Source organism: Actinomadura formosensis NBRC 14204 (assembly GCF_001552155.1).
GTDB lineage: Bacteria > Actinomycetota > Actinomycetes > Streptosporangiales > Streptosporangiaceae > Spirillospora > Spirillospora formosensis.
This window is the reverse complement of sequence record NZ_BCQQ01000186.1, coordinates 1-8453: the sequence shown is the minus strand read 5'-3', so window position 1 is coordinate 8453 and position 8453 is coordinate 1. Positions and strand designations below refer to the sequence as shown.

At 74.3% G+C, this 8453-nt stretch carries 7 protein-coding genes; 5 read left to right on the top strand and 2 right to left on the bottom strand.

Translation table 11 applies throughout. The annotated features are described in order from the left end of the window. The 3 genes from AF1_RS30430 to AF1_RS30420 all read left to right on the top strand — a co-directional run. Positions 1 to 264, top strand: a 264-nt coding sequence (locus AF1_RS30430) for an alpha-glucosidase C-terminal domain-containing protein (protein ID WP_174548914.1), incomplete at its 5' end; no start/stop codon positions are given. A gap of 2 nt (positions 265 to 266) precedes the next feature. Next, positions 267 to 1670, top strand: a complete 1404-nt coding sequence (locus AF1_RS30425; RefSeq protein ID WP_067807193.1) for a maltokinase N-terminal cap-like domain-containing protein — start codon at positions 267 to 269, stop codon at positions 1668 to 1670. 156 nt (positions 1671 to 1826) lie between these two features. Next, the gene (locus AF1_RS30420; RefSeq protein WP_067807190.1) at positions 1827 to 2777 is read left to right on the top strand and encodes a C40 family peptidase; all 951 of its coding nucleotides are present in this window, start codon (positions 1827 to 1829) and stop codon (positions 2775 to 2777) included. A 176-nt stretch (positions 2778 to 2953) separates the two neighbouring features. On the opposite strand, the gene AF1_RS30415 is transcribed toward AF1_RS30420, so the two are convergent. Continuing rightward, positions 2954 to 4792 carry an N-6 DNA methylase gene (locus tag AF1_RS30415; protein ID WP_067807187.1) on the bottom strand — a complete coding sequence of 613 codons (1839 nt, stop codon included), beginning with the start codon at positions 4790 to 4792 and terminating at the stop codon, positions 2954 to 2956. Then, entirely contained in the window at positions 4789 to 5601 is an 813-nt protein-coding gene (locus AF1_RS30410) for a PP2C family protein-serine/threonine phosphatase (protein WP_084263480.1), read from the bottom strand. Before AF1_RS30410 ends, AF1_RS30415 begins: the two co-directional genes overlap by 4 nt. 275 nt (positions 5602 to 5876) lie before the next feature. Here AF1_RS30410 and AF1_RS30405 point away from each other — a divergent pair, with 275 nt between their 5' ends. Together AF1_RS30405 and AF1_RS30400 are read left to right on the top strand one after the other, a co-directional pair. After that, entirely contained in the window at positions 5877 to 6935 is a 1059-nt protein-coding gene (locus AF1_RS30405) for a rod shape-determining protein (RefSeq protein WP_067807184.1), read from the top strand. Between the two features lie 251 nt (positions 6936 to 7186). Then, the coding region (locus AF1_RS30400) for a protein kinase domain-containing protein (protein WP_157419354.1) at positions 7187 to 8453 on the top strand (1267 nt) is incomplete at its 3' end.

The following is an 8453-nucleotide window of genomic DNA, read 5'->3' as shown; positions in this document are numbered from 1 at the left end:
ACCGAGGACGAGAGCCCGTGGGGCCAGATGGACACGATCCTGTGCGTCAGCAACCTGTCGCGCTTCCCGCAGCCGGTCGAACTCGACCTGCGGCGCTTCGAGGGCTACTTCCCCGTCGAGTGCATGGGCGGCGTCCAGTTCCCGGCCATCGGTGAGCTCCCCTATCTGCTGACGCTTCCCGGGCACGGCTTCTACTGGTTCCAGCTCGTCCCGCCGGACGACGACGACGCGGAGCAGATCGTGGGCGCGGGAAGGACCGTCTGACCGTGCTGCCACCCCGAACGGACCTGACCCGAGACCTCGCGGAATGGCTGCCCCGGCAGCGGTGGTTCGGCGCCAAGGACGGCGACATCGGCGACGTGTCCGTCGGCGCCGCCACCGAACTCCGCGCCGGCGACCCCGCCCTGCACCACCTCGTCCTCGATGTCCGGCGGAACGGAGTCCCCGACCGCTACCAGCTGCTTCTCGGCGTCCGCAGGCACCTGCCCGACCGGCTCCGGCACGTGGAGATCGGCGGCACGCCCGAGGCGCGCCTGTACGACGCCGCCCACGACCCGGAGCTGACCCGTGTCCTGCTGGACGCGCTGGCGGGCGGGGCGTCCATCGGGCCGCTGCGGTTCCGCCACCTCGACGGCGCCCGCATCCGCACCGACCTGGCGAGCCTGCCCATCACCGCCGAGCAGACCAACACCTCGCTGCTGTTCGGCGACGCCTACATCTGCAAGCTGTTCCGCCGGCTCGGCGACGGCGTCAACCTCGACCTGGAGGTCAACCTCGCGCTGACCCGCGGCGGCTGCGCGCACGTCCCCGCCGTGCGCGGCTGGATCGAGCTGGAGCCCGGCCCGGACGGCGCCGGACCCGTCACGCTCGGGCTGCTGTCGGACTACCTGTACACCGGCGCGGACGGCTGGAGCCTGGCGATCGCGAGCGTCCGCGACTGGTTCGCCCACCCGCCGCCGCCCGGCGACGAGTGGGCGGAACTGGATGCGAGCGCCGCCGGCGGCGACTTCGCCGCCGAGGCGGAGCGGCTCGGCGCGGCCACGGCGCAGGTGCACCGGGCGCTCGGCGACGCGTTCGGCGTGACGGTCATCCCCGCGGAGGAGGTGCGCGCCATGGCGGCGCGGATGCACGCCGAGCTGACCGCCACCTGCCGCTCCGTGCCCGGCCTGGCACCGCACGCGAGGGCGCTCACCGCGGTCTTCCTCGATCTGGCCGCGCAGGCGTCGCCGCTGACCGTCCAGCGGCTGCACGGCGACTACCACCTCGGCCAGGTGCTGCGGACCGAGTCGGGCTGGGCGCTGCTGGACTTCGAGGGCGAGCCGGCCCGCACGCAGAGCGAGCGCCGCGCCCTCGCGCATCCGCTGCGGGACGTCGCCGGGATGCTGCGCTCCTTCGAGTACGCGGCGCGGTTCCTCATCACCAAGGCGGGGACGGTGCCGACCGAGTCGGGGCCGCATCTGGAGACCCGGGCGCACGCCTGGGCGGCGCGGAACCGGGCGGCGTTCTGCCGCGGCTACGCGGCCGCCGGCGGGCCCGACCCGGCCGCGCATTCGGTGCTGATGCACGCGTTCGAATTCGAGAAGGCCGTCTACGAGGTGCGGTACGAGGCACGAAACCGGCCGGCCTGGCTGCCCGTCCCGCTGAAGTCGCTCGCCCATCTGATCACTTGATCAAAAACACCGATGCGCGCATCCAATTCCCCGCCATGATCATGTAAAACCATCCGGCTCTCTCAATTCCGCGGCGATCAGCGGGTACCCGGGTTCTCGGCAGGTTGTTGATCTGCCACCGGAGAAAACCCGACAATGGGAACGGAGAGCACGGAAATGTTCATCGCACGCAACTCGCATGACGACCGCACCGGAAACGAAATATCCGGCGGCCATTCCGGCCACACCCGGACGTCCGGGCGAAAACAGGGAATGCTCCTCGCGGCCGTCACCGCGACGGCGACCGGGCTCGTGCTGGCCGTCCCGCCGAGCGCGCCGGCACGGGCGGTCCCGCTGAGCGCGCCGGCGCAGGCGGCGGTCAATCCCATGGCGGTCAATCCCACGGGACTCGATTCCATGTCGCCGCAGAGCCTGCGTCTGGACGCCGGAACGCTGGCGCAGGTGCGGGCGTACGACAGGTACCGGGAGAGGGAGGCGGCCCAGCGTGCGAAGGCGAAGAAGGCGCTCGGGTTCGCCCGCAAGCAGATCGGCAAGCCGTACCGGTGGGGCGCCGAGGGCCCGGACAGCTACGACTGCTCCGGCCTCACGATGGCGGCCTGGCGCAAGGCGGACGTGAAGATTCCGCGCGTCACCTACGACCAGTACCGCGAGGTCAAGCGGAAGGTGAAGCTGAAGAACCTTGAGCCCGGGGATCTCATCTTCTTCCACGGCCGCGGCCACGTCGGCATCTACGCCGGTCACGGCCGATTCCTGCACTCTCCCCACACCGGTGCGAGAGTGCGCATCGACGAGCTCTCCGCATGGCGGAAGAGCCAGTTCGCAGGTGCGGTACGCCCCGGCGCCCCCGCCTATAAGAAGTGGTCGCCGTCGGTGAAGGAGCTCGCCAGGGAAACCGGCCGAAAAGGCGTGCGGGAGACGGCGCTCCGGAAACCGCCAGATGATCAGCGGACCCCCCAGTCTCCGCCCGCCGCCGACGCATTGCCCGCTGCGACTGGCACTCCCCGGATGACCGCCCCCCGATACACCCCGGCACAACAGGACGCGCCACCCGGCCGTCCCGCATCAAAACCGAACACTCGCCCATGGGCCGAATACACCGCCCTGTGACATCCATTGCGCCGTCCCGGTGCCGGGCATCCGGCGCCGGAAGGCGTTCGCCCGCCGGGTCCGCCGCCGGCCCGTAAGGACCTGGCCGACGATCTGCGCGTACACGCGTTCGGGACCGGGTGCCGGCGGCGTGGACGGCGCCCATTCCGCCGCGGCCGAGGGGGAGCTCGGCCAGCTCATACCTGTCCGCGATGAGCATCGTCCTCCCGGGGGCCGAGGTGGCCGTCGAGCAGGCCGTCAAAGCTCAGCCGGACCAGGGCCTCCCCCAGGGTGGACATTTCGCGCAGTGTCTCGGTCAGGCCGGTCAGCTCGCGGAGGACGCGGCCGTAGGCGCGCTGGCGTTCCAGGGAGAGGCGGGGGACGCGCGTCCGGCGGACGTCCATGCGGCTCGACGAGGTGGTGCCGGTGCGGGTGTTGTGCGCGAACGTGAGGACGCCGGCGAGGAAGTGCGCGTCGAGCCGCTCCGGGTCCGGCCGGTAGAGGGTGAGGTGGGGGCCGAGGGCGGCGCCGGGTTCCTCGACCACGCGGGCCGAGCCCGCCGCGGTGGCGACGACGTCGCCGGATTCGAGCATGATCAGGCCGGGGCCCGCGGCGGCCGTGCCGGAGGGGCCGGTCCCGGCGCGCACGTCGTCCACGGTGAGGACGGGGACGCCGCCGCCCGCCGGTGGCCGGGCGGGGGCGTGGCTGATCGCGACGGCGCCGGCCTTGGCCAGCTCGGAGATCGTGGTGACCGGCAGCGGGCGGGGCGGGATGCGCAGTTCCAGGCCGGGTGGGGCCGGGGCGGTGGCGCGCAGGCGCTCGGTGACCTCGGTGAAACGGCGGCCGAACGCCTCGGCGGTCTGCCGGGGGCGGTGCCGGGCCGGGCTGAGATCGACCTCGTCGTCGAGCAGGTCGATGACCGGTACGCAGAACTCGCCGTCCGGGTGCCGCGCCAGTTCGTCCTCGGCTCGCGCGGGGTCGCCCCCGGCGTCCAGCAGCAGGACGGCGGCGGGCGGACGCTCGCCGGGGCGGGGGCGGCGCAGCAGCCACAGGTCGGGGCCGCCGGGGGCCGCCGTGATCACGGCTCGCAGCGCGCCCGCGCGCAGCAGGTTGCCGCGGATGCGGCGGCCGGGCCGGCGGCTCGCGGCGGCCGCGGGCATCAGCACCGCGGCGTGCCCACCGGGCCGGACGCGGGCCAGGCAGTGCTGCGCCCAGGCGAGCTCGGGCTCGCCGCGCGGCGGCAGCCCGTACTCCCAGCGCGGGTCGCCGGCGAGTTCCTCGTGGCCCCACGCGCGGTCGCCGAACGGCGGGTCGCAGACGACCGCGTCGGCGGCCTCGCCGGGGAAACCGTCGGCGCGCAGGGAGTCACCGGGGACGATCTCGGCGGGCGTCCCGGCGAGCCGCAGCCTGACCGCGGCGATGCGCGCGGCGGACGGGTCGCTCTCCTGGCCGAGCGCGCTCCGCGCTCCGGGGGCCGCCAGCAGCAGCGTGCCGAGGCCGCAGGCGGGGTCGAGGACGGTGCCGAGGACGGTGTCGCCGCCGCGGCACACGAGCCGTGTCATCAGCCCGGCCACGTCCGCCGGGGTGACGCCGAGCCGCCGCGAGTGCGCCCGGACGTAACGCTGGAGGAGCAGGTCGAACGCGGCGGCGTGGCCGTGTTCGGCGGCGAGGTCCGCCAGCATGCCGGGAAGGCCGGGATCGTCGGGTTCGAGGTCCGGCCACGGGAGTTGCCCGGCGTCGCCGCGCAGGTCGAGGAGGCGCAGCCCGGCCCAGCCGACGAGGTCGGCGAGACCGAAGTCGTCGCCGGACGCGCGGAGCCGCTGCCAGACCCGGTCGCCGAGGGACACCTCGAAGGGCTTGCCGTTGCGGCGGAGCCAGTCCTCGACGTCGGCGAGGGAGAACAGCGGGCTGGCCGCCGTCCCGCCGGCGGGGCGCGGGAAGTCGTCGTGCCGGCGGCGCCAGTTGCTGACCGTCGCGCGTCCCACCCGCGCCAGCCGGGCGATGTCGCCCGCGGTCACACCCGGATCGCCGCTCATGCGCGGCGGAACCGGCGGCCGACCCCGGCCGGGCGTCCGGAGCCGGTTCCGGACGCGGCGCCGAGCAGCAGCGGTTCCGCGGCCGGGGCGTCCGCGGCCGGGACGACGTCCGCGACGACGCAGGTGATGTTGTCCGGGCCACCGGCGCGGTTCGCGAGGTCGATGAGACGCGGGACGGCGTCCGCCGGACGGGCCGCCGCGGCCAGGGCGGCGCGGAGCGCCTCGGGCGGGACGACCCCGGACAGGCCGTCGGAGCACAGGAGGTACCGGTCGCCGGGCAGGGCATCGTGCCGGAACACGTCGGGCTCACCGCTGCCGCCGCTCTGCAGCGCCTTGACCAGCGCCGATCCCGCCGGATGCTGTGCGGCCTCGGCTTGGGTGAGCTGCCCGGCGTCCACGAGCGACTGCACCACCGTGTGGTCGCGCGTCAACTGGAACAGGTCACCGCGGCGCAGCAGGTAGGCGCGGGAGTCGCCGATGTGCGCCACCGCGAACCGCGTCCCGTCCCACGCCATCGCGGTCAGGGTCGTGCCCATCCGGGCCAGTTCGGGCTCCTGGCGGCCGAGTTCGTCCAGCCGCGCGGCGATCTCGGCCACCGCGGCGGCGAGGCCGGCGGCGGGGTCGCCGGTGAGCGGGCGCCCGGCCAGCGTCGTGATCGCCGTCCGGCTGGCGAGGTCGCCGTGCGGGTGGCCGCCCATTCCGTCCGCGACCGCGAGCAGCCGGGGGCCGGCGAACGCCGAGTCCTCGTTCGCCTTGCGCCGCCTGCCGATGTCCGTTCCGGCGGTGAACCTGAGCGCATAGTGGGCCATGCACCTCAGAGAAACACGCTAAAACTCAATTCACAAGCATTTCATGGGCATACTCGGCTTGCGGCAGCACAGTTGCCCTTCCCACCCACGCCTCCGGCGCGGCCGGAGCGGTGCGGGTGCGGCACGGGGTGGACGCCTGGCACGCGGCGCTCCGGGCATTCCGGGTCCCGGGTCGCCAGGACGTTGCCATTCACTTACCCGGCCATGAGCATCACCGCAGGTCACAAGGGCATCAACAAGACTCTTGCGACTTTCGGGGCGATTGGGAGGACGCGATGTGGGATTTCGCGGGCCGCGACACCGCTATCGACCTGGGCAGCGCCACCGTGCGGATGCACGTGCGGGACCGCGGCGTCGTGTGCCGGGAGCCGTCCGTGCTCGCGCGGTCCCGGGAGACGGGGCGCATCCTCGCGCTGGGGCTGCCCGCGCGGGAGATGGCCGGCCGCAATCCCGACGTCACGATCGTCCGGCCGATCCGCGAAGGTGTGCCGACGGAGACCGAGGAGGCCGAGTACCTGATGCGGCACCTGGTCCGGCGGCACCACAAGCGGCACCACACGGCCCGTCCCCGGATGGTCATCACGGTGCCGAGCGGGATGACCTCCGTCCACTACCGGGCCCTGCAGTTCTCCGCGTACCAGGCCGGGGCGCGGCATCTCACCCTCGTGCCGACGCCGATCGCCGCCGCCATCGGCATGGGGATGACCTCCTCCAAGCGGCCCGAGATCGCGGTCATCGCCGACATCGGCGCGGACATCACCGACGTCGGTGTGATCGCGTTCGGCGGCCTCGTCACCGCGCACACCGCGCACGTCGGCGGCTCGGCGATGGACAGGGCGATCGTCGCGCTGGTGCGGCGCGAGCACCGGGTGGCGCTGTCGCCCTCCGCCGCCGAGGTCGCGAAGCTGGAGGTCGGGGCGGTCCCGCCGCTCGACCGCCGCCCGGTCCGGGAGATCGTGGTGACCGGGCGCGACCTCGCCACCGGGATGCCGCGCGGGATCGTCCTCACCACCCTGGACGTCGGCCGCGCGATCGCCGGTCCGGTGGCGCGGATCGTGGACGCGATCTGCACCGGGCTGACCGGCTGCTCCTCGGAGATCTCCGGCGAACTGCTGCACGTCGGCATCACGCTCACCGGCGGCTGCGCCCGGCTGCCCGGCCTGGAGCGGCTGATCCGGGAGCAGACCGGGCTGGAGGCGCGGCCCAGCGACGACCCCGGCGACGCGGCCGTGCTCGGCGCCGGGGAGGTACTGCGTTCGGCCGGGTCGCAGGAGCCGTCCGCGCGCATTTCGTCGCCGCGTCCCAGCGTGCTGACGACCGTGCCCGAGTACTGACCTGCCCCGCCCAGCCTGCCCCGCCCGGCCTGCCCCGCCCGGCCTGCCGCGCCCGACGCGTCAGCGGAGTTCGGCCGTGGTGAGGAGCCGGATGTGCGCGCCGGCCCAGGCGCGCACGGTGCGGGCTGGCTCGTCGGCCGTCAGCGCCGCCGCCAGGTGTCCGGAATCGTCGGTGTGTCCTCGTCGGGGAAGTGATCTTCCAAGGCGGCCAGGGTAGAGGAGCGAGCCGACGAATCCGTAGGATCCTGCACATGATCGACGCGGTGTGGCAGCGCGGCGATGTCGTGCTCGATCTGTACGAGGTGCGCGACGTGGTCGCCACCGGCGGCATGGGGCTGGTCTACCGGGTGCGGCACCGCGGCTGGGACGCCGAGCTGGCCATGAAGGTGCCCCGTCCCGAGCTGGTCAGGTCCGAGCCGGCGCTGCGGGAGTTCGAGGCGGAGGCGGAGACGTGGGTCGGGCTCGGCATGCACCCGCACATCGTGAACTGCGCCTATGTGCGCCGGCTCGGCCCGCTGCCCGGCGTGTTCGCCGAGTGGGTCGGCGGCGGCAGCCTCGCCGACGCGATCCGGGACCGGCGGCTGGGCGACCCGGACCCGCGCCGCGCCACGGGCCGGATCATCGACATCGCGATCCAGTTCGCCTGGGGGCTGGACCACGCGCACCGGAACGGGCTCGTCCATCAGGACGTCAAGCCCGCCAACGTGATGCTCACCCCGGACGGGACGGTCAAGGTCACCGACTTCGGGCTGGCGAAGGCGCGGATCCGGGCGGGTGAGGACGGGATCCCGCGCCCGGACGCCGACCCGGCGGTCAGCTTCGCCGGGCTGACCCCGGCGTACTGCTCCCCCGAGCAGGCACGGGCGGCGGCGGGCGACCGGGCGCCGCTGACCCGCGCGACGGACGTGTGGTCGTGGGCGCTCAGCGTCCTGTCGATGTTCACCGGCGGCCCCCCGACCCGGTCGGGCGCGCTGGGCGGGCAGGTGTTCGAGGAGTTCGCGGTGCGGGCGGCGGGAATCCTGCCGCCGGGCCTGGCGGAGCTGCTCCGCGCGTGCTTCCGGCCGGACCCCTCCTCGCGTCCCGACCGGATGGACGAGCTGGCCGACGCGCTCGCCACCGTGTACGCGCAGGTCACCGGCGCCCCGTATCCGCGGGACCGGCCCGCCCCCGCGACGCTGCTCGCGGACGGGCTGTCGAACCAGGCGCTGTCCATGCTCGACCTCGGCCACCCCGAGGAGGCGGAGGCCCTGTGGGAGCGTGCGTTGCGGGCGGACCCGCACCATCCGCACGCCGTCTTCAACCGGGGCCTGCGCCTCTGGCGCGCGGGGCGGATGACGGACGCGCAGCTCATCGGTGAGCTGGAGCAGGTCCGCGCGGCGCACCGGGACGGCTGGATCGGCGATCACCTGCTCGGGCTCGTCCATCTGGAACGCGGCGACACGGCCGAGGCGGCGGCGCTGCTGGAGGCGGCCGCCCGGCGGGCGCCGGACGCCCCGGAGCCCGCCGCCGCGCTGGAAC